This window comes from Paenibacillus foliorum (assembly GCF_013141765.1).
Lineage (GTDB): Bacteria > Bacillota > Bacilli > Paenibacillales > NBRC-103111 > Paenibacillus_S > Paenibacillus_S foliorum.
The window spans coordinates 50,842-72,435 of the sequence record NZ_WHOD01000100.1; the positions used below are offsets into that span (position 1 = coordinate 50,842).

The 21,594-nt window shown below is 41.6% G+C and carries 27 protein-coding genes and 1 pseudogene; 16 read left to right on the forward strand and 12 right to left on the reverse strand.

Translation table 11 applies throughout. The features are described 5' to 3' along the window. The first annotated feature begins 14 nt into the window (after window positions 1–14). The 5 genes from GC093_RS26020 (at window position 15) to GC093_RS26040 (ending at window position 4,836) form a co-directional block, all read left to right on the forward strand. Entirely contained in the window at window positions 15–458 is a 444-nt protein-coding gene (locus GC093_RS26020; RefSeq protein ID WP_171654837.1) for a DUF7010 family protein, read from the forward strand. A gap of 79 nt (window positions 459–537) precedes the next feature. After that, window positions 538–1,386 carry a sugar phosphate isomerase/epimerase family protein gene (locus tag GC093_RS26025; RefSeq protein WP_171654838.1) on the forward strand — a complete coding sequence of 283 codons (849 nt, stop codon included), beginning with the start codon at window positions 538–540 and terminating at the stop codon, window positions 1,384–1,386. Between the two features lie 296 nt (window positions 1,387–1,682). Continuing rightward, a complete protein-coding gene (locus GC093_RS26030) occupies window positions 1,683–2,573 on the forward strand; it encodes a carbohydrate ABC transporter permease (protein ID WP_376768682.1) in 891 nt (296 codons plus the stop codon). Further along, window positions 2,570–3,394, forward strand: a complete 825-nt coding sequence (locus GC093_RS26035) for a carbohydrate ABC transporter permease (RefSeq protein WP_171654840.1) — start codon at window positions 2,570–2,572, stop codon at window positions 3,392–3,394. The genes GC093_RS26030 and GC093_RS26035 overlap by 4 nt, the downstream gene beginning before the upstream one ends. A gap of 74 nt (window positions 3,395–3,468) precedes the next feature. Beyond that, the gene (locus GC093_RS26040; protein ID WP_171654841.1) at window positions 3,469–4,836 is read left to right on the forward strand and encodes an ABC transporter substrate-binding protein; all 1,368 of its coding nucleotides are present in this window, start codon (window positions 3,469–3,471) and stop codon (window positions 4,834–4,836) included. Window positions 4,837–4,966: 130 nt separating this feature from the next. Here the strand turns inward: GC093_RS26040 and GC093_RS26045 are convergent, their stop codons facing one another. From GC093_RS26045 to GC093_RS26065, 6 genes are all read right to left on the reverse strand, one after another. Further along, window positions 4,967–5,281, reverse strand: a complete 315-nt coding sequence (locus GC093_RS26045; RefSeq protein WP_171654842.1) for a hypothetical protein — start codon at window positions 5,279–5,281, stop codon at window positions 4,967–4,969. 225 nt (window positions 5,282–5,506) lie between these two features. Beyond that, complete coding sequence (locus GC093_RS36145; protein WP_246315320.1) at window positions 5,507–5,716, reverse strand: hypothetical protein; 210 nt, start codon at window positions 5,714–5,716, stop codon at window positions 5,507–5,509. Between the two features lie 13 nt (window positions 5,717–5,729). After that, entirely contained in the window at window positions 5,730–6,434 is a 705-nt protein-coding gene (locus GC093_RS26050; protein WP_246315322.1) for an MFS transporter, read from the reverse strand. A gap of 275 nt (window positions 6,435–6,709) precedes the next feature. Beyond that, on the reverse strand, window positions 6,710–7,084 hold the full coding sequence (locus GC093_RS26055; protein ID WP_171654843.1) for a winged helix-turn-helix transcriptional regulator: 375 nt from the start codon (window positions 7,082–7,084) through the stop codon (window positions 6,710–6,712). Window positions 7,085–7,653: 569 nt separating this feature from the next. Next, the gene (locus GC093_RS26060; RefSeq protein WP_171654844.1) at window positions 7,654–8,556 is read right to left on the reverse strand and encodes an NAD(P)/FAD-dependent oxidoreductase; all 903 of its coding nucleotides are present in this window, start codon (window positions 8,554–8,556) and stop codon (window positions 7,654–7,656) included. Window positions 8,557–8,673: 117 nt separating this feature from the next. Continuing rightward, window positions 8,674–9,072, reverse strand: coding sequence for an Rrf2 family transcriptional regulator (locus GC093_RS26065; RefSeq protein WP_171654845.1), 399 nt, complete (start codon window positions 9,070–9,072; stop codon window positions 8,674–8,676). Window positions 9,073–9,268: 196 nt separating this feature from the next. Between GC093_RS26065 and GC093_RS26070 the strand changes: the two genes are divergently transcribed. Next, window positions 9,269–10,069, forward strand: coding sequence for a class I SAM-dependent methyltransferase (locus tag GC093_RS26070; RefSeq protein WP_171654846.1), 801 nt, complete (start codon window positions 9,269–9,271; stop codon window positions 10,067–10,069). A gap of 127 nt (window positions 10,070–10,196) precedes the next feature. Then, entirely contained in the window at window positions 10,197–10,769 is a 573-nt protein-coding gene (locus tag GC093_RS26075) for a histidine phosphatase family protein (RefSeq protein ID WP_171654847.1), read from the forward strand. Window positions 10,770–10,879: 110 nt separating this feature from the next. Here GC093_RS26075 and GC093_RS26080 read toward each other — a convergent pair whose 3' ends face one another. Further along, window positions 10,880–11,197, reverse strand: coding sequence for a MazG nucleotide pyrophosphohydrolase domain-containing protein (locus GC093_RS26080; RefSeq protein ID WP_171654848.1), 318 nt, complete (start codon window positions 11,195–11,197; stop codon window positions 10,880–10,882). A gap of 94 nt (window positions 11,198–11,291) precedes the next feature. Here GC093_RS26080 and GC093_RS26085 point away from each other — a divergent pair, with 94 nt between their 5' ends. From GC093_RS26085 to GC093_RS26095, 3 genes are all read left to right on the forward strand, one after another. Then, a complete protein-coding gene (locus GC093_RS26085) occupies window positions 11,292–11,870 on the forward strand; it encodes an LOG family protein (protein WP_171654849.1) in 579 nt (192 codons plus the stop codon). Window positions 11,871–11,968: 98 nt separating this feature from the next. Next, complete coding sequence (locus tag GC093_RS26090) at window positions 11,969–12,484, forward strand: GrpB family protein (protein WP_171654850.1); 516 nt, start codon at window positions 11,969–11,971, stop codon at window positions 12,482–12,484. A gap of 162 nt (window positions 12,485–12,646) precedes the next feature. After that, window positions 12,647–13,024 carry a VOC family protein gene (locus GC093_RS26095; RefSeq protein WP_171654851.1) on the forward strand — a complete coding sequence of 126 codons (378 nt, stop codon included), beginning with the start codon at window positions 12,647–12,649 and terminating at the stop codon, window positions 13,022–13,024. A gap of 66 nt (window positions 13,025–13,090) precedes the next feature. On the opposite strand, the gene GC093_RS26100 is transcribed toward GC093_RS26095, so the two are convergent. Further along, the gene (locus tag GC093_RS26100; protein WP_171654852.1) at window positions 13,091–13,606 is read right to left on the reverse strand and encodes an SRPBCC domain-containing protein; all 516 of its coding nucleotides are present in this window, start codon (window positions 13,604–13,606) and stop codon (window positions 13,091–13,093) included. 30 nt (window positions 13,607–13,636) lie between these two features. Next, complete coding sequence (locus tag GC093_RS26105; RefSeq protein WP_171654853.1) at window positions 13,637–13,981, reverse strand: ArsR/SmtB family transcription factor; 345 nt, start codon at window positions 13,979–13,981, stop codon at window positions 13,637–13,639. A 290-nt stretch (window positions 13,982–14,271) separates the two neighbouring features. On the opposite strand from GC093_RS26105, the gene GC093_RS26110 reads away from it, so the two are divergent. Further along, a complete protein-coding gene (locus tag GC093_RS26110) occupies window positions 14,272–14,754 on the forward strand; it encodes a GNAT family N-acetyltransferase (RefSeq protein WP_171654854.1) in 483 nt (160 codons plus the stop codon). 2 nt (window positions 14,755–14,756) lie between these two features. Here the strand turns inward: GC093_RS26110 and GC093_RS26115 are convergent, their stop codons facing one another. Next, window positions 14,757–14,954: a hypothetical protein gene (locus GC093_RS26115; RefSeq protein WP_171654855.1), complete on the reverse strand. Its 198-nt coding sequence runs from the start codon at window positions 14,952–14,954 to the stop codon at window positions 14,757–14,759. An 84-nt stretch (window positions 14,955–15,038) separates the two neighbouring features. Between GC093_RS26115 and GC093_RS36690 the strand changes: the two genes are divergently transcribed. The 5 genes and pseudogenes from GC093_RS36690 to GC093_RS26135 all read left to right on the forward strand — a co-directional run. Then, the gene (locus GC093_RS36690) at window positions 15,039–15,479 is read left to right on the forward strand and encodes a GNAT family N-acetyltransferase (RefSeq protein WP_312886613.1); all 441 of its coding nucleotides are present in this window, start codon (window positions 15,039–15,041) and stop codon (window positions 15,477–15,479) included. Between the two features lie 524 nt (window positions 15,480–16,003). Then, window positions 16,004–16,135 carry a hypothetical protein gene (locus tag GC093_RS36485; RefSeq protein WP_281365308.1) on the forward strand — a complete coding sequence of 44 codons (132 nt, stop codon included), beginning with the start codon at window positions 16,004–16,006 and terminating at the stop codon, window positions 16,133–16,135. Between the two features lie 35 nt (window positions 16,136–16,170). Continuing rightward, window positions 16,171–17,043, forward strand: coding sequence for an arylamine N-acetyltransferase family protein (locus GC093_RS26125; protein WP_171654857.1), 873 nt, complete (start codon window positions 16,171–16,173; stop codon window positions 17,041–17,043). Next, window positions 17,009–17,149 carry a type II toxin-antitoxin system prevent-host-death family antitoxin gene (locus GC093_RS37000; protein ID WP_171654858.1) on the forward strand — a complete coding sequence of 47 codons (141 nt, stop codon included), beginning with the start codon at window positions 17,009–17,011 and terminating at the stop codon, window positions 17,147–17,149. The genes GC093_RS26125 and GC093_RS37000 overlap by 35 nt, the downstream gene beginning before the upstream one ends. Further along, window positions 17,137–17,380, forward strand: a pseudogene (locus GC093_RS26135) (hypothetical protein); the annotation flags it as partial. The gene GC093_RS37000 and the pseudogene GC093_RS26135, both read left to right, overlap by 13 nt. Window positions 17,381–17,855: 475 nt before the next feature. Here GC093_RS26135 and GC093_RS26140 read toward each other — a convergent pair. After that, window positions 17,856–18,977: a glycoside hydrolase family 88 protein gene (locus GC093_RS26140; RefSeq protein WP_171654859.1), complete on the reverse strand. Its 1,122-nt coding sequence runs from the start codon at window positions 18,975–18,977 to the stop codon at window positions 17,856–17,858. A gap of 149 nt (window positions 18,978–19,126) precedes the next feature. Then, entirely contained in the window at window positions 19,127–21,379 is a 2,253-nt protein-coding gene (locus tag GC093_RS26145) for a helix-turn-helix transcriptional regulator (protein WP_171654860.1), read from the reverse strand. Window positions 21,380–21,594: the final 215 nt, after the last annotated feature.

Genomic DNA, 21,594 nt, shown 5'->3' on the forward strand with positions numbered 1-21,594 from the left:
CTGGGGGAATGGTATTGATAAAGGCAACCAGGGTGTTATCGAATGAGATGTCGGAGGCGGATACCCGTCACTCCAAGCGAGTGGGTATTTGGTTCGGTATTATTTTCAGTTTAGAAGGTGTGTTGATTGGTGCCGCAAGCGCAATTTGCAGCGCAACCAATCACTTTGATTTGTTCTTCCCTGTAATGGCCCTTATTGTCGGTGCTCATTTCTTTCCGCTGGCTCATCTTTTCCGAATCAAGACCCACTATATTACTGGGTTGCTCCTTTGCTTGCTTGCGACAATTACATTGCTTATGGTGCCCGCTAGAGTTACTCTAGGGAATCATCAGATTGTGGCATGGTGGACAGTGGTTGGCTTTGGCTCAGGCCTGATATTATGGGGAGCTGGGGTGACGGTTTGGCTTACAGGCAGCAGGCTGTTGAACAAGGCACAGAATGGAGATAATCAATTTTAGCTGTGTGAGTGATGATCCTATAAAGTAAGGCAGGCCAATAGGCTGCAGATTGATTGTTAATAGTGGGAGGAAGTCTGTCATGATCGTAGGACTAGGGGAATGGGGTTTACATTACCGTACGATAGAAGATCATTGTAGGATAGCCAAAAGCTTCGATCTTCGTTACTTGGAGCTTGGAATAGGGGGGGATTTCCCTGGGCGGATTCAAAGGGATATTAGCCAACAGGCTATAGATGATCTATTAATCTGTATGAATGATTACGGTATCAAAGCCCCGTTCGTGGCATTGGAGAACGACTTTACTATAGGAGGACAAGAACAAGTTACCAAGATGAAGGAGCGGGTTGCCCATGATATACGGCTTGCTTCCCGTCTGAATGCTACCCATGTTCGATTGTTTACAGGATTCGAGCTTGCTTCTGAGATGACGGAGGAACGTTGGGCAGTTATGCTTCAGGCGTTTGCTGAGATGAATGAGCTTTGCACGGAATTGGGAATGGTGATCTCTATCGAGACACACGGGCGCAACACGCAAGTAAACAATGGATTCATCCATGAGCATACGACATCCACGGAATGGATTTCTTTGCAACGGCTGCTAAGAGAATTGCCTTCTGCTGTCGGCTTCAACTTCGATCCCGGTAATCTAAAAGCCGTTGATCCATCGAGGCCGGTGACGGATTACGCTAAGCTGTTGGGAGACAGGATCAACTATTGTCATTTGAAGGATTGGAAACAGGTCGGCGATTATTGGGTGGCGTGCGCGCCTGGCGATGATAACCTGAATTATGATGAGCTGCTGAAGGTTGTGCCGTTTCAAGGAGTTTATCTGATCGAATATGAACAGGTAGACGACGTAGTAGAAGGAATAGGCAGAAGCTTGGATTATTTACGTTCTATACGTCCCGATCTGCGAATAGAATGGTAATATACAAATTTGTTGACAATATATGGGGTAAGCGAGTATGATGTGAACAAGTTAATAATTGTGACGGAGATTAAGAGATTCACATAGATTGCATGTTATAGGACATGTTAATTTATGTGTTTTTTTATTCCCTAATTCCTCACATTTTTCTTTGAAGGGGGGCGAGACGCAAATGATAAGGGATCGGCCCAGCATTAAAGAGAAAGCGCTTTACCTTGCTAATAATGGGATTTTAAAAGAAAGGGGTATGCCGTATGTCAGTTGATGAAAGCGCTTTAAACGCGAAGGTGAATGAAATGGCTCCAGCAAAGAGAAAGAAGGGGGGGGAGAATGTTCTAGCTTATTTATTCCTTGCTCCTTCCTTGATTTTATTTGTTACCTTTCTTTTTTATCCAATGGTCAAATCGATTTACTTAAGTATGACGCTTACGGACCCGCGAGGGAGGGTCGTTGAATTCGTCGGTCTCGAAAATTTCATGGATTTACTTGGTTCCGGACAGTTTTATTCGAATTTGAAAGTTACCTTGCTCTTTATCTTGCTAACGGTACCCACTTCGATCATATGGTCCCTATTTTTGGCGGCGATCACGCATAACAAATTGCGGGGCATGAAAATATTCCAATTCATATTTTCCCTGCCAATCGTCATATCGGTAGGTACAGGGTCCATTATATGGTTCTTGCTGTTCCATCCAACGGCCGGGATGCTGAATTACTTTTTAAGCCTTGCGCATATTGATCCGATCCCTTGGTTAACGAGCCCTTCATGGGCACTGGTGTCGATCTCTATATTGACGATATGGATGAATATGGGCTTTTTGTTCATTGTACTGTCCAGTGGCCTTCAGGGGGTCCCGGAAGAGATTTATGAAAGCGCTAAGGTGGATGGTTCCGGTCCGGTGCGAACCTTTATCCAAATCGTTCTGCCACTTCTATCGCCTACCATCTTCTTCGCCCTAATTGTATCTGTGATCGGTGCTTTCCAAGCCTTCGGACAAATTCACATTTTAACAAAAGGCGGTCCAATGAATACAACTAATGTAATCGTGTACAACATTTACCAGGACGCTTTTGTCAACTTCCGATTCGGAATTGGAAGCGCGCAAGCTTTGATTCTCTTCGCAATTATCATGATCTTGACCGTGGTGCAGTTTAAAGTTCTGGAAAAGAAGGTGCATTATCAATGATAGCGAAAAGAATCGCGCCGACTCTGAATTACTTGGTGCTCATTGTTCTGGCCGTAGTGGTTTTATATCCGATTATATTTACAGTATTTTCATCATTCATGACGGATAAGGAGGTCTCGAACTTTCCACCGCCATTATTTCCTTCTCAGCTGTATCTAGAAAATTTTAAGAACGCCATTGTCGGTTTTCCAATCATTCGTTTTATTCTAAACAGCTTTATTGTTTCTTCGGGGATCACTTTGAGTCAGATTATTACGTCAAGCTTGGCGGCGTACGCCTTCTCATTTTTGAAATTCAAGGGGAAGAATATTCTGTTTGTCGTCTTTCTTTCGACCATGATGATTCCCTGGGAAGTTACCATCATTCCGAATTATCTAACCATTAAGGATTGGGGATGGATGGATAGCTATCAGGGACTGATCGTTCCTTTTATGGCTGGTGCCTTCGGAGTGTTCTTGCTCCGCCAATTTTTCCTGCAGCTGCCGAGTGAATTGTTTGATGCGGCAAAAATTGACGGATGCGGACATCTCAGAAATTTTTTCTCGATTGTACTTCCACTTTCCCGTCCCGCCCTTGCCACTTTGGGTGTTTACGTCTTCCTTACGCATTGGAACCACTATTTATGGCCTCTTCTGATTACGAACCGAGCTTCTATGAGAACCGTGCAAATCGGGGTTGCTATGCTGCAGCATGCCGAGGTTATGTCTTGGAATCTGATTTTGGCGGGAGTTACTTTGGTTCTGCTTCCTTCTTTTCTTCTATTGGCCTTTGGTGTGAAACAGCTCGTACGCGGAATTACCTCTGGTGCAGTAAAAGGTTAAAAGCGTTGATCCGTCTGTTACCTAACAGACTTATCATATATAATCATTCACTTTGAGCGAGGAGAGGAAATACAATGGGCAAAAAAGGGTTAACAGGATTGGTTATGGCATTAATAATGATTTTCCTTGTGGCATGCAGCGTTAATATGGGGGAAAGCGGGGATAAAAAACCAGAACCAGCCAAACCGGGAGCAGCTCCGGCAAGCGGACCTAAGAAAGTGGTTTTCTGGCATGCAATGGGTGGGGCCAATACTAAGGTCGTTGAGCAAATGGTGAATGATTATAACGGGTCTCAGGATAAAATTAAAGTGGAAGCGATCTATCAAGGAAGCTACGATGACCTGCTTAGCAAACTAAAAGCCTCAATGGGTACAAGTGAAGGCCCAACAGTCGTACAGATGTACGAGATCGGCAGTCGTTTCATGATCGATTCCAAAGCAATTACACCGATGCAAAATTTCATTGATCTAGATAAGTGGGATGCATCGCAGCTGGAACCGAATATTTCAGGTTACTACACATTAGGCGGCAAGCTGTACTCTATGCCGTTTAATACATCCAATCCGATTCTCTACTACAACAAAGATTTGTTTAAAGCGGCAGGCCTTGATCCTGCGAAACCTCCGAAAACTTACGACGAATTGAAAGCTGCGGCTGACGCTATTACCAAATCAGGTAAAGCCACTGGTGCAAACTTTGCGATCTATGGCTGGTTCATGGAGCAATTAATGGCCAACCAAGGCGCGGAATTCGTAAATAACGGAAACGGTAGAACCTCTATGGCAACTGAATCACAGTTGAACTCAGAAGCGGGTGTGAAGGTGTTAACCTGGTGGAAAGACTTGGTGGACACTAAAGCGGCAAATAACCTCGGACGCAAAACAGATGATTCCAAAAAAGCATTTTCCGCCGGACAGGTGGGCATGATCTTGGAGTCTACGGCATCGCTCAAAGGTCTTGTAGATTCAGCAGCCGGCAAATTCGAAGTAGGTACCAGTTACCTCCCTAAACCAGCAGATGCCAAAGAAGGCGGAGTCGTTGTTGGCGGAGCGAGCTTGTGGATGATGAACAATCGTCCGGATGATGAACAAAAAGCAGCTTGGGATTTCATCAAATTTTTGACTTCGTCAAAAGTGCAGGCTTACTGGCACGTAAATACGGGGTACTTCCCGATCAGTAAAAAAGCTTATGACGAAGATATTGTAAAGGAAAACCTCAAAAAGTTCCCTCAGTTCCAAACAGCGATTGACCAATTGCACCAAACGAAGCTGAACACAGCAACACAGGGCGCTGTTATGGGGGTATTCCCAGAAGCAAGGCAAATTGTTGAAGGGGCGATCGAAGAGGTACTCAACAGCAAGAAGTCACCTAAGGAAGCTTTGGATGCAGCGGCAAAAGAAATAACTTCGAAGATTCAACTGTATAATAAAACAGTAAAATAGAGATTCGTTCTTGATTATCTCAAAAAGTCGCGGCTTGCTGTGCGGGCCGCAAATTTTTAAAAAAAGGTTGTCACAGAGGGCTTTCTGTGACAACCTTTTATTATTCAATAAGTTACTGAAATTTAAAGCATTAGACAGAAGGAATCCCACCATTAGAGTAATAACGGATTGCTTTTCCCTTCTTTTCAGCATATTCAATCTCTTTTCTTGTACTATTGCCTATATAACCTTCAACGTCAATTACGAAGATTTCGTCAGAAATATCAATCTTTCTAAAATGTAGGCTTCCCAATAATTCAACTTGTTCTTGAGTTAGTTCAAAACCTTCGCTTTGCTCAAAGAAGGCTAAGCTTATAACTATGTTACCTTGAAGTGTAAGAAATGCATTTGTTTGTTCAAATTGGTCCTTGAATTTTGTAGAACCACATAAAGTTATGACTCGCATATTCAACTCCTAATTCCTTTCTTAGTTTATCCGTTAATATAATTCGTTTTGCTAGCTTCAATATCCTTCCAGTGTTAAACATACATGCTTAGTGGCTGATGATGGTCTCTTTTGTGGTTTCATCAGATTGTGTCTTTCTGCTCTTCCTGACGGATACAATAGCCGCAGTGAAAGACAGAAGCAGTGCAATGCTCGCGACCCACGGATTATACAAAACAGTTGCGTTCATTGTGACAGCCATATAAACATGGACATAACCCACAATGATAAGAGAGTAATTGCGAATGGGAACGAGTGGATAGCCAAAGGCAGCAAGGCCAGCGTAATAATATGAACGAGCACACTGCTGAAGATCATCCGTACGCTTCCCCATTTGTCTACAGCTGAGCCGCCCAGACGGGAGCCGATAGCGCCGGCAATTCCGAATGTAAGCATGATGAACCCGATATCAGAAGCGCTCCTGTGCAGGATTATGAAAAGATGTTATATATGTGAACATGATAGAGTTGCCGGCTTCTCTGAACAAAACGAGCAATAGCGCGGATAGTATGACCGGATTCGCAAGTACGGCGAACTGCCTGCTGAAGGGAACGGGGGCGTCTCCTTCAATCTCTGGCAGTAGGAACACCATGCCGATCAGGATGATGAGGCTGCCGGCAGCGAGGAAGAGGAAGATCATCTGCCAGCTGAATATATCGGTGAGTGCAATTCCGATGGGTACACCAAGGATCATGGCGCTGCTGAAGCCGAGAATAATCGTACCGATAGCGCTACCGATTTTCTCAGGCGGTACCATCTTGGCAGTCGCGCTGAAGGCGGCAACCATCAAGACGCCGGAGCTTACGCCCAGTATCATGCGTGCAGCCATTAACAGGATGAAGCTGGGGCTGGCGAACGAGAGGAGGTTGCCGATAATAAAGACAAACATAGCGATCAGCAGCAGTTTCTTCCGCCCAATTCGTGCCGTAAGTGTGACGATAATGGGAGTACCAATCGCGAATGCCAGTGAGTAGGAGGTAATGAGCTGTCCGGCAAGTGCGACAGAGACATGCATCTGGTCAGCTAATATGTTCAAAATGCCAGCTACGACCAATTCTGAGGTAGCGGTGAAGAAGACACCTATCATTAAGATGTAAATGACAATTCGATTCATGAATATCAATTCCTTACTCAGCAAGGTTTTCGAACAATAAGCAGCTCATGAGGCCGCTTGTGGTTGTTCAGGCGCTTGGCCGCGTCCGGCTAAGTGGCATAATCGAATTATAACTAAGCTGCTTTCATTAAGTAAGTACGCAAAGCATTTGGATATAATCCATCTATTTGGAGTAACTATATTAAAGTTAGTTGATAAAGGCGGCTTACGAACAATAACAAATAACCGTCAGGTTGGATCCTGACGGTTAAAATTGATTACGGTGTGATATATGATTATGATGATTGGACGGTAGATTCTACGGCTGGCACTGGATTGCCCCACTTTTGGACCCATTTTTCCATTTCCATCAGAGCTGATTGAAAATCTTTGCCTTTCTCCGTTAGCGAGTATTCAACTGTCACGGGTACAGTTGGAAAGACTTTGCGGAGGACAAGCCCATTGTTCTCCAAGTGGCGGAGTGTATCCGTGAGGGATTGGGTCTTAACTATGGATATATTCCGTTGAAGCTGATTGAATCGCTGCGGCCCGTTAAGCAGTACTTCAAGAACAAGGAAAGCCCACTTGGCACCCAGTATCTGCAGGACTTCGCAGATACTGGAGCCGGCACTCTCCTTGTAGTTGTTGTTCGTTCCGGTTTGTTCGTCCATAGGAATGAACCTCCTGATACAAATGACTTCAACTGTATTGATGAAGGATATCTGATTATTATGGCTCAGAACCGAAATCAGCGCTTGGCGAAATCATTTGATTTCGGCTCCATACCCAACTCAGCGCTTGACAAGACCTTATGCACGGCAATGACAGCGTACAAGACATTACTTCGCTATTGCCTACCCTTAAAAACCTGCAGTTATACAGCTTTTTGGCCATTCTATCTGCACTCTTGGTGAATTCATGCAAATATGCAGCTCTTTTTTCACTCTTAGCTGAAACTGGGCCGTTTTGCATTAAATTGCTGTACTTTTGCAGTTCTTTCCTCTCACAAGCAAATTTCAGTAGATAATAACTGCATGTTTGCAGGATTAGGCAGGCTGATGATAGGGGAGGGTCAAGCCTGATTTTGAGGTTGAATCATTATTATTCTATGCTTTTATTATGGTTGAGTTCTTTTGCTTATGTCAATCCAAGAATGATCTTCTGCAGTGAAAGCAATGCTGGTAATAACGGATAGTGAGCCGCTTTGAATTTCCTTCTATTTATCATTTGCTTTCTTTCGTCATTCGAAATCTTCCTCCGTCAAATCCATATTTACGCTCGTAGCGGTTCGGCTGCCGCTGGCAGCGGCAAAAATCAATTGGGAAGGCATGAAGTATGAAGCATCCCCAGCGGAGTACAAACCAGGTATCGAGGTTCTTCCCGATTCATCCGTCCTGATTCCGCCCAACTCGTTCCTTTCGCAGCCCAAATGTTCTCCGAATGGTGCACTTTGCACAAGTTTGGGAGCCACGAAACCACCGGACCTCAGGACTTGAGTTCCATCCGCAAAGCGAACATACTCAAGCTTTCCATTTTGGCCTACGAAAGCCGAAATAGGTTGCTCCATCACCACGATTCCCTTTGATTGAAGTCGCTTTTTTTGATCGTCCGATAGGGAAGCCTGGCCGTTCGTGCATACGACCAAATCCTTGCTCCAATTGAGGAGCAGTTTGGCCGTATGAAAGACGGATGGAAATTCGGAAACAACGACAAGCGGTTGATCCCGTAGCTCCCAGCCGTCGCAATAGGGGCAATTAAACAAACTTTTCCCGTATAACGGATATAAGCCTTCTATCTCGGGAAATATCTCCTTTACACCCGTCGCCAAGATCAGTTTTCGCGCTTGAACACGAAGGCCTGACGAATCATGCACCTCAAATCCGGATTCGATTTTGCCAATCGAAACAACCTCGGTTTGCAGATGTTCGACAGACGGATAACGCCCCACTTCCTCATAAGCAATGCGGCGGAATTCAGCCGGCGTTACGCCGTCTCTCGTAATAAAGCCGTGCGATGCATGCGTAACGGCATTTCTAGGCCGATTGCTGTCGATCAAAGCTATGCTCCGTCTTGCTCTGCCAAGCACCAGGGCAGCATTCAACCCGGCGGGACCTCCGCCAATAATAGCGCAATCGTAAATCATGAATATCATCTCCTCTTAATGGATATAAAAGACTCTTTATGTCTATAATAAAGCGATAAAAAACGCTTATTATACGTAGCGAACCGTGCCCATCCTTTCTGCATTAAGTTGCTCACCTTAAACTTGCGGTTGCTTTTGAGCTAGGTCTGCCAATTTCGTATTTTTGAGATGCAACTCCATTTTTTCTTCCGCTTCCTTCATTACATCTTGAATCAAGCATTCGGAGCCATGGACGAAATCACATTCGAATAAGGAGGCGGTACCCTCAATGGCGTGAATAATATCCAAAAACGTAATGTCGTCCTTTTTGCGGGATAAACGATAGCCTCCGTTGGCTCCGGAAACCGATTCGATCATTCCTGCTTTCACGAGCCTCGTTAAAATTTTGGAAAGGTAGGTTGGTGAAACGTTTTGGGATTCTGCCAACTGCTGGACGCCTACCGGCTTAACCGGGGAAGCGGCAAAGAGCATGAGCATGGTGTGTAGGGCATAATTCGTTGCTTTTGTAAATTTCATGGCTGCACCTCATTTAAAGACTTATTGTATCTATAATATCTTTGAAATAGCTGAGGTGTCAAGTTGCAACTTTTTTCGTCGTTTTAGATTATTCTGATGTGACTTTTCAGTAATATTTAATTTCTAATTGATTATTATACATTATTACTAAGCCACTCTTGTTATAATTCAGTTAACGATGTACGGGGGGAACCTAATGAATAAACATAGTGCTATTATTAAAAATAGTTGGAACCAATGGTCTGAAACATGGTATCAAAGATATAGAACTGATGCTGCAATCTCAAAAATAATTGAGTCTCCTGAATCAGCTTTTCATCATAAAACGTATTCCATGGTTAAAAAGGCATTGTCAAATGTGCATAACAAACGAATTTGTGTTCCTTCAAGTGGTGACAACCATGCTGTATTCGCCTTTCATTTGATGGGGGCAAAAGTAACATCATGTGACATTTCTGAAAAACAGTTGGAAAACAGTTCTGAAATAGCACGTAAACATGGTTGGGATATTGAATTTATATGCGATGATACAATGGAGTTAAGCAAAATTAAAAGCGATGAATATGATTTTGTATACACATCCAACGGTGTCCATGTATGGATCAATGATTTAAACTCCATGTACAACAATATCCATAGAATACTTAAAACCAATGGTTCGTATATCATGATGGATATTCACCCTTTTATGCGTCCGTTCGGAATAAATGCTGCAAAGGAAATAAATGTAGTAAAGCCATATGATTCAACAGGGCCTTTCGGAGAGGTACCAACTTTTAAATGGCGTATACAAGATATAATGAATGCTATGATTTCATCAGGTTTAGACATTAAGCAAATTGAAGAAATGTTTGCAGAAGACGGTACATTTTGGGTTGATGAATCAAAAGATGATGTCGATACATTGTCAAAGCAAGAGCTTGATGAATTTTGCAATTGGCAATCCAACCCGTTGGCGGCTCTTCCTCAATGGCTATCGATACATGCGATTAAATAATCATGGTTTAACTAACGGATGCGAGAGGATTTGTTTAAGTGATACATAGCTATGATTTCAAAGATCAAGAAATTGAGCGGAAACGATAGCTATAAATGATTTGAGAGTATTCCACGGGGGGTTATATATGAAAACCTTTATTTACATGGTCAGACACGGAGAATCACCTAAAACAGATGGGAACGAGAGAACACGTGGGCTGACTGACAAGGGTAGATTAGATGCCCATATAATAACTGAATTATTGAAAGATGAGGGAATAGACACGTTCGTTTCAAGTCCATATGAAAGGGCAATTTTAACAATAGAGGAATTAGCCCGATCTTTAGGTAAAGAAGTTTTAGCTTTTGAAGATCTTAGAGAAATAGTTTTTTTAAGTGACGATAAGATATTGTCTGAACAGGAGTTGTATCCATCAGTAAAGAAGATGTTTTCTGACCCAGACTTTTCGTTGCCTGGAGGCGAATCTATTACGATTTGTCAGAATCGTTCTATAGCTACATTGAAAAAAATTCTAAAGAAATATAAAGGGCAGAAAGTAGTAATTGGAACTCATGGGGCTGTTATGACATTAATGATGGGATACTTCGACAGTCAGTACGACCTGGATTTTTTACTAAAGACATCCAAACCCGATATCTACAGGATGGAATTCAATGAAGAAGTTTTAGTGGAAGCAAAGAGAATATGGAAGAGCTAATTTTGAATGCAATTCGTGTAGGCTGTGACTTCATATAATCTGGATTCCCGCAGAGGGCCTGACGGCCCTTGGTCGCTATATCTTTTTCTAACGTTGATGGAGACAATAGACTAAGAGTTGAAACGGTCAAGTAGTTTCTGTTTGTGTGCAGTAAAAGCTTCGTCTAAAGATATACCATACAAATCCGCTAATAATGCAATATTCCCCAAAACATCACCAATTTCCTCAATTAAATTATGTCTGAGTTGATCTTGAGATTGGGTAGATTCATCAGGGCGATCTCTACCGATTTCATAAGACCGGACTGCTCGTGCGACCTCACCTGTTTCTTCCATAAGAAATCCAACCCTTATAAAAGGATTGTAGTCGGCCCAGCCTCTTTCTCCATAAAAATGTTTAATCCATTTTTGGACTTCATTCATTTCCATTTTATAGAACCCCTTACTCGCTAGTATGATTTACACTCAACATATAGTATATTATTCAAAGAATATTATCAATATATAGATAGGTGATGAGAATATGAAATCAATATGCGTATTTGCCGGATCCAATTTAGGAGGGCATCAAGACTATCAAGTTAAAGCTGCTGAGCTTGGTAATTACATGGCGCAAAACAATTATCGATTAATTTATGGCGGATCTAAAATTGGTTTAATGGGTGAAATCGCTAACGCTGTCATGAATGGTGGAGGCGAAGTGATCGGAGTCATGCCTGAAGGATTGTTTAAAGGAGAAATGGTGCATAGAGAGTTGACTCAGTTAATAGAAGTAGAAAATATGCACGCGCGTAAAGCTAAAATGGGAGAGCTAGCTGATGGGTTTATTGCTTTACCCGGCGGCTTTGGGACTTATGAAGAGCTTTTCGAAGTTTTGTGCTGGTCACAAATCGGCATACATAATAAACCAGTCGGTATTCTCAATATAAGAAATTATTTTGATCCTTTAATAAATCTGATTAAAAATAGCATCAATGAAGGCTTCTCCAATACTTCACACCTCAGTCTAATCAACGTTTCCAATGAACCTGTCGAGCTTATGAAAAAAATGGAATGCTATGTTCCTCAAACACTAGAACAAAAGTGGAAGCAACTTAGCTAATCGAAGCTTGGCTTGGTATCTTAACAAGTAACAGCTCTAGTTGATTACGATAATGAGAAACGATAGTGTGGGAGCTTACTTTAATGGAGGTTAGTTGTATGAATGTTGTGGTTACGGGATATAACGATAACTGGAAACAAATGTTCAGAGAAGAAGCTCAAAAAATTAAAAACATTTTTGGTGATGAGTTAATTGACATTCATCATATTGGAAGCACTTCTGTTCCTGGGTTAATAGCCAAACCAGTCATTGATATCATGCCAGTAGTAAAAGATATTGAAAAAATTGATTCATATAATGAACAAATGATAGGGCTTGACTATGAATGTATGGGGGAGTTCGGTTTAAAAGGAAGAAGATATTTCAGAAAAGGCGGGGATAATAGAACACATCAAGTACATGTATTTCAGGTGGAGAACAAGGAAGATATTAATCGCCATTTGGCTGTACGAGACTATCTTCGAACACATTCGGAGGAAGCAATACAATATGGAAATTTAAAAGAAAGCCTTGCAAAACAATTCCCGAATGACATAGAAGCTTATATGAACGGTAAAGATACGTTTGTTAAAGAACTGGAAAGAATAGCACTAGATTGGTATAGGAATAACTAGCTAAATAGGATCCAATAAGAGCAGATGCTCGTTTTCATTGAAGGGGGATTTGTATGAGTAAAATCGGATTAATTGGAGATTTTAACATAGAAGTTATAGCACATGAGGGTCTAAAAATGAAGCTTTAATTATATACAAAATTAAAAGAAAGGAGAATGGCAAATGATTAATAAAGTCGGTCAAATTATGTTATATGTGAATGATCAAGATGAGTCATTGAAATTTTGGACAGAAAAAGCAGGGTTTAGCTTAGTTGCTGAGGAAAATAACGGGCAAATGAGATGGATTGAAATTGCTCCAGCAAACGAAGTACAAACGAGTATTGTGCTCCACGATAAGCAACTAATTGCTAAAATGCAGCCTGAATTAAATCTCAATACACCTTCGTTATTGTTTTTCTCGGAAGACCTCGATAGCTTATATAAAGACTTTATGGACAAGAGTATCACAGTCGGAGATCTTGTAAATATGCCTACTGGAAGAGTATTCAACTTTGCTGATAATGAAGGAAATTACTTTGCGGTCATGGAAAAAAAGTAATCACAAAATTTTTCTTAATCAAAACAGCCGCCGGCTCTCAAAGCCAGGCGGCCGTCCCATATTTGCTTACTTGACCTCCGTCAGAATGTCTTCCAGACGATCCCAAGTTTCGGTGATGCCCTGCATCATGCCCATGTCCATGACGGTCTTGAGGGCCTCAGCGGACACATACTCAGCACGGCTGACCAGTTTCGTCTTGCCGCCCATATCGATAAATTCCATCGTGATCTCGGTCGACGGCATGGTATCGTTCGTATTGCCTTCGGCATCCGAGAAATAATCGGTGTAGATAATCGTCTCCGGCTCGACAATTTCCTTATAAACGCCTTTGCCCCAAGACTCCATGCCGTAAAATTGACCTTGGTCCTTATCGACGCACTTCATGCAGTAGTGCCAAACGCCTCCCGGCTGGAAATCGACGGTGCAAACCGGAAGCTCCCAGCCTCTCGGCCCCCACCAACGCTTGAGATGTTCAGGCTCTTTAAACATCTTAAACACGAGATCGCGCGGCGCGTTGAAAACTCGCTCCAGCACCAGCACTCGATCGTTCTCTACTCTCGAAACCATTGTGTTGTTTGACATTGTAATTCCTCCTCATCGATTTGAATGATCTTATGATTTTTCCTTGTTTTGCAGTTCCCGCAAATAGTCTTCCAGATTGTCGAATCTGTCTTCCATGACGCGTTGGAAGGACTTCACCCAAGAATCTAGCGCTTGGAAGGGCTCAGGCCGGAGCTTGTAGATCCGGCGGTTGGCTTCGGCCTTCACTTCCAAAATCCCTTTGTCGCTAAGCACCTTCAAATGCTTCGAGGCTTGGGGCTGGCGAAGTCCTAGCCGGTCGGCAATTTCCCCCACGGTCAGGGGGCCGTCGCGCAAGAGTTCGACGATATCCATACGATTCGGCTCGGCCAAAGCGCTCAGCATCGTCATGTCTCTGCCCGGATTCTTCCCTGACATGTCGCTCACCTCGTTAAGTGATGGTCTCTTGTATAATCTCATCTCCTTCATCACTAGGGTTATCTTCCTGTTGATTTAAATATACACCATAAGGAATATTCCTGTAAAGGAATATTTAATAAAGTAGAACACATTCGCTCCGAACGGCAGGATAGTTGAGTAAAAAAAATCTCTACCAACATTAGGATTATTTTGATGATACAATCGATAATATTAATTCGGGTGGTGAAGAGTTTGAAAGATGATGTCCATTTATATAATCACGCACGTTGGGAAGGGAGTATGCTCAAATGAACATTCGACTTATTACATGTAATGATACAGAGGATGTTATAAACATTATGATGGAGCATCGGATACAATTTCCCAAGTTCATAATAGAAAAATATCCGTCCAGATGGAATGAGTTCTTTAAGAGTGAAAATGATAAAATTGGATTTTATGTTGCTTGTGACGATGGTGAGAGCGATGCAATCATTGGTCATGCAGGATATATATTTAACGATGAGGTAGGCCTTTATGAAATAGTTGGAGTAGCAGTAAAAAAGGATTTACAGCGTCAAGGTATAGGTAAGGAGTTAATCAGCACTATTTGCAACAGAATTAAAAAGATGCAGCAAAGTAAGATTATTCTCTACACATTAGGTCATGAAAAGAATGAGACTACATTAAGATTTTATCGTAATATAGGCTTCGACATGGTAGCCCAGGAAACAGATTTTTTTAGAAGTGGGTACAATAGAGTTACGTTTATTAAGGACCTGAACCTTTGAGATTAATAGTTGTTTTTCTTATCGGACCGTCGGCTAATGTAACTTAAACTTATTGGCTTTTGAATCTCCGCATAGTTATCATCGATATCAGAACGGATCGATTTCAAGAGATGGAGCGCATAGCTCCTCTCATTAAGATCCGGAATCAATTGGACTAAATCCTCTAACACCTTTAATCTGGTTTGTGTAACGAATTTCATTCTCAAGGCCCCTTTGCTTAATACTATATCCTATAAAATTCGTCTTAATAAGCTGATTTCTGTCGAATAAATGCATTTCCTTTTATTGCAGATGTATTTGTGGAACCACAATTTAGAAGTCAGGGTTTAGCTAAAACATTGACTAATGCTACTTTGGATTGGTTTGCAGAAAGAAATATCCGATTATTTAGACTTGTGGCAAGTGATGGGGCTAGACCATTAGAAATTCTGCAGCAGTGCGGCACGACTGAAGATACACTTCGATATTATGAAAAGATTGGGCTGCTCTCTCAAGTTCAAAGAAAGCAAAATAAGCACCGTATATATAGCGACACTGACAAAGAAATGCTACTACTGATCAAATGTCTAAAAAAAACCGGGATGTCTCTTGAGGAAATCCGTCCCTTTTTGGAATTTTTTAAAGAAAGAAAATGGAAATGGACGGGGAAATGGAAGAACTGCTACGCAGCTATTAAGATAAAATCAAACGGCAACAAAGGGAGTTACAGCAAGTCTGGGATATGATCGAACACAAGCTTCAAAGCGGAGAGCCTTTTGGTGTCAGTCCATCTTCTGTTTAAAGGCGGAAGTCTTAGGCTGCTACTAATAAATTTTGTTTCTTGGGGTTGACCTGGTGCTAAGACAAGGTTGTACGATAATACTTGCCGCTCAACAAACCGGCTGGCGATTCGGAAAGAATCGGCATCATTAAACCATAAAGGAGCTTGATTTATGAATAACAGGTGATGACTTTGACCTTTTAGTAGGAAGTTCAACTAACTGGGAACACGATAGCGTAATAAACACATCTGAACTGAAAAATAAAGTATTAGACTGGCAGCGGCATTACGCAGGATTACAAAGAAAGAACGAAGTACCGATTACCCGTTATTTAAGGGCACTGACCCGCACATTAAACTTGATCGGCCTCCACGCCTTGGACAGGCATAACGAAGGAAGGTAAGGGCATGGACCCGTTGAGATATGGGAGGTGAAAAAGCGAAATCTGGATACCGGTCACGGAAAAAGCAGTAACGATTCTTTGGGTTATGAAAGCGGCAATTGCGGGAGAACGCTTCGTCATCACTCATCTGTACCGGTACAGGTTGTCTAAATTCGGATTGAATAACGGTTTCCCGTCGACTATGCTTGAATCTATAACCGGCCGGCTTAGTCAGTAAGGAACAAACCGAAACGAAAGGCAGTTGATGTCTAGATGATGCAATTGACGAACGAAGAAATCAAGGCGTATTTGCGCCGATTAGACATAGATGACGTTAGCCCACCTACCAAAGACTATCTATTTGAGCTTCATCGATCCCATATTCAGAACGTGCCATGGGAAACGGTGGATATCGTTGCCGGAAGACCGGCGTCCATCGACGAAAGACAATCGGTACGGCTTATACTCGATGGGCGCAGCGGGTATTGTTTTCATCTCAATGGCGCGTTTAGCTCGCTTCTCGCCTCACTAGGGTATAAGATTTTCCGGCATAGAGCCGGCGTTCAGCCACTGGGTGAACAGCCAAGGGTAAACTCTTTCCACCTTGGGTTAACGGTCAGCTTGGAGAACGAGGAAGGCAGGGAAGAGAGATGGATAGTTGATGCCGGTCTCGGGGATATGCCGTATGAACCACTGCCCCTACAAGCGGGAGCTTACAGTCAAGGTCCATTTGCGTATACGGTCATTGAGTCTGAGGTCGCAGAAAAAGGATGGCGGATGGTGCATGACCCGAACGCTACGATCATCGGAGTGGATGTAGCTCCCGAAATCGTGCATGATTTAAAAACGTTCGAGCCGCAGCACGAGCATTACAGCCGGTCGGCGGATTCACCGTGGATCAATCTGTTTCTCGTTCGGCAGAGGCATGCTTCGGGAAGCAACGAGCTTAGAGGCTGCGTGTGGAGCAAGAGAGACTTTCACGGCATCGAGAAGACGGAGCTTCAGTCCAAGTCGCAATGGCTTGAAGTGCTAGGAGATATTTTTGGCGAGCACCTCGTAAACTACAGCAGACAAGATCGGGAAGAGCTGTGGAAGAAAGTGCGGAACATTCATGAGCAATGGAAGAGAACGAAATCATCTAATTAAAAAACCACCTGTATATATAACCAAGAATGGTACTGGAGATATGGTGATTATGAGTATCGAAGAGTATGAGCGGCAGCAAGCTTTAATAGGACTATACACCCAATGATTACACAAGGAAATCGCAACAAGAAGATGAATTTGAGTTCAATAAAGATGCGTGGATGTATGTTTGTAAAGCTGGACATATGGCGATTCGCCATCGCGAACAGTGAAGCAAAAAATAGTGAGCTAAAACACAGACACGGGTATGATCTAGGGTCTTGGTGGTACGGAGATGCAAGTGGCAATGGCTGTATTCACTGTCAACCTCAAAAGAATATTGACGCTAGTGAAGTAGAAAGCATGAAGAAAACCATAAAATAAAGGCGAATTCTCATTCAGAATTGAATGGAAATTCGTCTATTATTTATTTAGGTTTACTTCAAGAAGTCAAAAACATATGTTTTTAAGTGGCCTCGGAAAAAAGAGTCTTTTTTTTCATTATAATAGGAGGGCTGCGTCGGCGTTAATCGGATCAGTTTGACGTTATTCGACACCTTTGAATGATGCTGTTGTGTTGTGCTGGAGCCTAACGGCTTTCTGCATCTCGCGCATACCCTGATATATTGGCGGGGGCAGCGTTACCGCTTTACTGTGGTGTACAGAATGTGATCAGGTCAACAATAGAATATAAAAAAGCGGCTGCTTTAGCCGCTTTACTCTTTTTATCAGAGATTGATGCTAGTGTTCCGTTACTATCCAAGTAGAGATATTTTGCAATTATTTTTTTGCTGTCTTTATAGTAAATCCATTGAATTTCCGCGAATACTCCGTTAGAACAATCCTGGTTGACCGTGTACTTTGGAAAGTGCTTCTACAAAATAATAATCCCCATAGATAATCGGCACATTAACATGCTTGTTTACGGGATAAGATACGGTTCCCTTGGTAAGAATAGCATCCTGCCGGTCGCTGAAATCAGCATAGTTCTCATAAAGCCCTTTGAGTATTGCGAGAGCACTTTCGTAGTAGAAGGATTTTTCTGATTGATCTTCAAGCAGCATACTCAGCTCTAACAGACCACTTGCCGTACAGGCGGCAGCTGTAGAGTCACGAACAAACTTATCTTTCTCTGCAGTTCTGAAATCCCAATAAGGAACTTGATCTTCAGGAAGATGGGATAAGAAGTAGTTCGCGATATTTTTAGCAGCTGTCAGGTATTCAGTTTTACTTGTTTCACGTGCTGCAATAGCAAATCCATAAATAGCCCAGGCCTGTCCTCTCGACCACGCAGAATCTGGCCCCAGGCCTTGCCCTCCGAGGTTCTCAAGCTTCTCTCCACTCTCCGGATCGAAGCTTACGATATGAGGGACTGTCCAGTCATCTCTTACAAAATGTTTGAGTACGGTATCTGCATGTGCAATAGCGATATGCTTGAAGCGAGGATCATGATCTTCCTTCGAAGCCCAGAATAACAATGGCAAATTCATTAGGCAATCAATAATAGCCCAGCCTGTACTATTCGGATTGACTCGATCCGTCCATGCCCTGATAAATTGCCCCTTCAGGTTGAATCTGCCTGCCAGATGGCTGGCCGCAATTAGACCAGATCTCCGGGATTCTTCATTTCCAGTCCATTGATAGTTAACAACAGCTGTTGGCAAGTACATAAATCCAACATCATGATGAATATCATAGAAGTCAAACAATGGAACGTTTAGTTCTTGCTCAATGTTTATTGCAATCTTTTTTAAGGATTCCTCTTTCGTTTCACGATAGGCCAGCCAAAGCAAGCCTCCCCAGAATCCAGAGGTCCAGAAGGAAGCGTCTTCACAATTGTAGCTGCCATTCAAGCACACATGTGGAAAGCTTACTCCAATTTTTTTACTTAATTTACTGATTTTCTTCATGGATTCTTTATAAGCATTATCCAGCCAATCCGGGTGTTGGTTCATTTGTTGTATCTCCTCTCATTCTAAGATCGTATGATGTCACGATACATTTATAATAATGTTAGCAGAATGAGAGGTATATCTTCACTATTTGTTGTTGTAGTGAATTTCAATATTACAGCAAGAAATCGTGATTCCAATAAGCTTGGAAGTTAATTTAAGTTCTTGATATATTCCCCGGGAGATACGCCAATATACTGCTTAAAAATTCGAATGAAAGAGTTGGTATTATTGCATCCGACAATCACCGCAACTTCATGAACCTTATAATTCCCCTGATTTAGGAGTTCCTTGGCTCTTTTCACCTTCAATGTATTGACATATTGTTTAAAGTTAATGTCTAGTGAATTCTTTAATAGCTTGCTAACATAGCTTTCAGACAAGTTAAATTGATCTGCAATGTCTGTTAACGATAAATCTTTATCAAAGTGCTTATGGATATAAATAAATATTTGGGAAGCGGTAGAACTCTCTAAGCTGAACTTATCCTTGTTACAATAATTAAAGATCAATTCAAACAACGTGAAGGTTTTTTCTGTAAACTTCGAAACAGGAACCTTCATAAACTCATTCAATTGGTCAGGGTATTCCCTTATAAATTGATTCAATGTTGTTCCATTTGTATTTAAGCATCGTTTAAAGGTGGATAGGATCGAATGCTTCAAATTCGACAGATTCACAGGATTAAGTGTTGTTTGATTTATATTATGATCCAGAAGATTTCTGAGCAAATCGTGAGCTTTGCCCAATTCATTCGAATTGACATAATTAATTAGACAGGCTTCAGTCTCTATAGGATAATAACAAACCGCTTCTTCGAGATCTTTAACATTCTGTGAGGTTAACACCTTTTTTGTAGTTGCATACTGATTATTGCTCATCCGAAGCAGCTCCTGCAGTGCGGAAGTCAGCTCATTGAGTTGATATGTACTTGATATGCATGCTGTAATATCGAGTGATAGATCTTTTTCGATGATATTGATAACGGTCTCTGCAATTTGCTTCAAGGACTCGGATGAAATGCGATTAAAAATAATACAGTATTTATTCTTATCTAATGGCAAAGTAAAGAAATCTTCGTATTCACATGGAATCTCCCTGATTATAGTATTGAAAATCAAGGATAGGTTTGGAGCTGGTGCCGTCTTATCCAGAGCTTCAATTCCATTGCATTCCAATAGTATGATATTCAAGTCTTCTTGAAATTTCTCTAATTGCATTGCAGAGAGATTCTCTTGAATAAACTCCTCGCTTGCAATTCCGTAAATGACCTTTCGGAAAAAATCCTCCCGCAAATGTACAAAGGAATGATCCAGCTTATTCTGTAAAGAATGATTGATGGAATACACCTGCTCAATGCTAGACTGGATGTAAGCGAGTTCATGAATTTGGTCAGCATGTTCATTTGAAGAAGCAGTTGAAATTGAATTTCCTTTTTGCTCATCCAGAAATTGCAGCAGTTGGCGAATCGGTTTGTAGCTTGACCTCGTAGCCATGTAAGCAAGGATGATACCTAGCAGCAGCAAAAGCACACTAGGGAACAACGCTGTCTTCCATATTTCAATAAAAACAGTGCCAAACGAAGTCGATTCACTTGAATAAACATAGTTAAGATTCGGTATCACCTTTGAAGGATGGATATAATTGATGGTTGATCCCACTCTTAGGTGGTTAATATCTTCCTGCTCGTTCCGTGCATCGATTCGAGTTAAGATTTCTTTATCCAGCCCTTTATTATGAATATAGGAGCTGATCGTTTCATTAGTATGTAGATAGAAATTACCTTTAAGGTTATCGACAAATCCGGGTAACAAAGAGCTGCTGTCGATAACAATAAAAAAGTATAGAGGATCCAGTTTAGAATTTACAATTTGATGAAGCATTACGATATTGCCAGGTTTCTTGGACAGTGATTGCGGGACGACATACGTATTCGAAGCAAGAATCGGACTTTCCATATTATGAAAGCGATCCAGTGCTTCTGGATCTATACCGAGCTCATTCAAATAATTTTTAATATTATAGGTTCCTGCAGCTGTTATTACCATGTCATCTGTCAACTTGGTTATACCAAATGTGAAGCCTAGCTGGCCAAAACCTTGCAATTGATGAATCAGATCATGGTGTAAATTAACAATGTGCAAATAATTTGTCTCGGTACTATAGCGATAATCGATTAAACTTTGTAACGTAGATATTTTATATACAAGTTCCATTGCAGTGCGGAGCTTGAAGTCCGCATAATTGCTGTTTTGATCTATGAATAATTGGTTGCTATGGTTGTTTTGGGCATCTGCCATTTGATAGCTTTTGTAAAAGATGATAGATGAGGTGATAACTGAATATAGTAGGACAATAACGATAAATAAGGTTAGCATCTTGTACAAAAACTTCTTCTTAACCATAATTCGATACCCCGCTTCAAATCATCATGATTATTCAAATCGTCTCAAGTCTACATCATTTTTGAGTTTGAGTTCAAATAAAAAATTAAACAAATAGATACAATACTCATTTCTTGAATACACGTAAACCCTTGTAGAAAAGCGCTTTATTGATGGTTTATATCTATGAATAATGATTTTTTGTTCTTTCGATTTTATTTTATTTTCGTCAATTT

Bases quoted from the DNA above. Each gene is read 5' to 3' on its own strand.
- GC093_RS26110 (WP_171654854.1), top strand. From the start codon at position 14,272: ATGAACATTCGACTTATTACATGTAATGATACAGAGGATGTTATAAAC.
- GC093_RS26090 (WP_171654850.1), top strand. From the start codon at position 11,969: ATGAATGTTGTGGTTACGGGATATAACGATAACTGGAAACAAATGTTC.
- GC093_RS26125 (WP_171654857.1), top strand. From the start codon at position 16,171: ATGATGCAATTGACGAACGAAGAAATCAAGGCGTATTTGCGCCGATTA.
- GC093_RS26145 (WP_171654860.1), bottom strand. From the start codon at position 21,379: ATGGTTAAGAAGAAGTTTTTGTACAAGATGCTAACCTTATTTATCGTT.
- GC093_RS26075 (WP_171654847.1), top strand. From the start codon at position 10,197: ATGAAAACCTTTATTTACATGGTCAGACACGGAGAATCACCTAAAACA.
- GC093_RS26065 (WP_171654845.1), bottom strand. From the start codon at position 9,072: ATGAAATTTACAAAAGCAACGAATTATGCCCTACACACCATGCTCATG.
- GC093_RS26115 (WP_171654855.1), bottom strand. From the start codon at position 14,954: ATGAAATTCGTTACACAAACCAGATTAAAGGTGTTAGAGGATTTAGTC.
- GC093_RS26030 (WP_376768682.1), top strand. From the start codon at position 1,683: ATGGCTCCAGCAAAGAGAAAGAAGGGGGGGGAGAATGTTCTAGCTTAT.
- GC093_RS37000 (WP_171654858.1), top strand. From the start codon at position 17,009: ATGAGCAATGGAAGAGAACGAAATCATCTAATTAAAAAACCACCTGTA.
- GC093_RS26040 (WP_171654841.1), top strand. From the start codon at position 3,469: ATGGGCAAAAAAGGGTTAACAGGATTGGTTATGGCATTAATAATGATT.
- GC093_RS26105 (WP_171654853.1), bottom strand. From the start codon at position 13,981: ATGTCAGGGAAGAATCCGGGCAGAGACATGACGATGCTGAGCGCTTTG.
- GC093_RS36145 (WP_246315320.1), bottom strand. From the start codon at position 5,716: ATGCTTACATTCGGAATTGCCGGCGCTATCGGCTCCCGTCTGGGCGGC.
- GC093_RS26060 (WP_171654844.1), bottom strand. From the start codon at position 8,556: ATGATTTACGATTGCGCTATTATTGGCGGAGGTCCCGCCGGGTTGAAT.
- GC093_RS26140 (WP_171654859.1), bottom strand. From the start codon at position 18,977: ATGAACCAACACCCGGATTGGCTGGATAATGCTTATAAAGAATCCATG.
- GC093_RS26085 (WP_171654849.1), top strand. From the start codon at position 11,292: ATGAAATCAATATGCGTATTTGCCGGATCCAATTTAGGAGGGCATCAA.
- GC093_RS26080 (WP_171654848.1), bottom strand. From the start codon at position 11,197: ATGGAAATGAATGAAGTCCAAAAATGGATTAAACATTTTTATGGAGAA.
- GC093_RS26050 (WP_246315322.1), bottom strand. From the start codon at position 6,434: ATGAATCGAATTGTCATTTACATCTTAATGATAGGTGTCTTCTTCACC.
- GC093_RS26095 (WP_171654851.1), top strand. From the start codon at position 12,647: ATGATTAATAAAGTCGGTCAAATTATGTTATATGTGAATGATCAAGAT.
- GC093_RS26045 (WP_171654842.1), bottom strand. From the start codon at position 5,281: ATGCGAGTCATAACTTTATGTGGTTCTACAAAATTCAAGGACCAATTT.
- GC093_RS26055 (WP_171654843.1), bottom strand. From the start codon at position 7,084: ATGGACGAACAAACCGGAACGAACAACAACTACAAGGAGAGTGCCGGC.
- GC093_RS26100 (WP_171654852.1), bottom strand. From the start codon at position 13,606: ATGTCAAACAACACAATGGTTTCGAGAGTAGAGAACGATCGAGTGCTG.
- GC093_RS26025 (WP_171654838.1), top strand. From the start codon at position 538: ATGATCGTAGGACTAGGGGAATGGGGTTTACATTACCGTACGATAGAA.
- GC093_RS36485 (WP_281365308.1), top strand. From the start codon at position 16,004: ATGAAAGCGGCAATTGCGGGAGAACGCTTCGTCATCACTCATCTGTAC.
- GC093_RS26035 (WP_171654840.1), top strand. From the start codon at position 2,570: ATGATAGCGAAAAGAATCGCGCCGACTCTGAATTACTTGGTGCTCATT.
- GC093_RS26070 (WP_171654846.1), top strand. From the start codon at position 9,269: ATGAATAAACATAGTGCTATTATTAAAAATAGTTGGAACCAATGGTCT.